This is a genomic window from Psychrobacter sp. 1U2, assembly GCF_051847575.1.
The window spans coordinates 1-538 of the sequence record NZ_JBPYDC010001707.1; the positions used below are offsets into that span (position 1 = coordinate 1).

Here is a 538-nt window from a genome sequence, read left to right on the forward strand (position 1 = left end):
CTTTTTTGGTGACCAGCCTGTAGGTGCAGGAATAGGTTCAGTGGGCGGCATCGGTGTGTCATTTCCCGTTTCAACGGTTACGCCATCTGTATTTATCTTATCATTGGAGTCTTCAGGTTTATTTAAGACAGCGGTTGTTTGGTGCTCAGATGTCTCAAGCTTGGTAGTTGCAGGCTCAGGTATGTTGCGGGTCTCGGCTGACGAGTCCACAGGCGTAGCGATTTGTTGTTCAGACGCTTTGTTAGGCGTGTGTGCATCATTAGAGCCATAAGAAGGTTTTTTGTCATTCATGATGCACTCCCAAGGAATTTATTAAACATAGTAAGTAACTTTAAAAAATAATCGTAAGGTAATAGTAGAGGTAGAACACCCAATAAAATTCACACTATCCGCTATTTCTTGCCCATCATCTCTGCTAATGCGGCCAGCTCCTTGCCAAGCGGATTGTGCTTATGATAACGATAATAAAAATAAACTATCAATAAGTATAGGGTCGCGATAGTGGCGCTCACTGCCATCAAAAAGAACAAATCATCAT

At 42.6% G+C, this 538-nt stretch carries 1 pseudogene; it reads right to left on the minus strand.

The annotated features are described in order from the left end of the window. Nucleotides 1-291: pseudogene (locus ACS8FD_RS23990) on the minus strand (hypothetical protein); the annotation flags it as partial. Between the last annotated feature and the right edge of the window lie 247 nt (nt 292-538).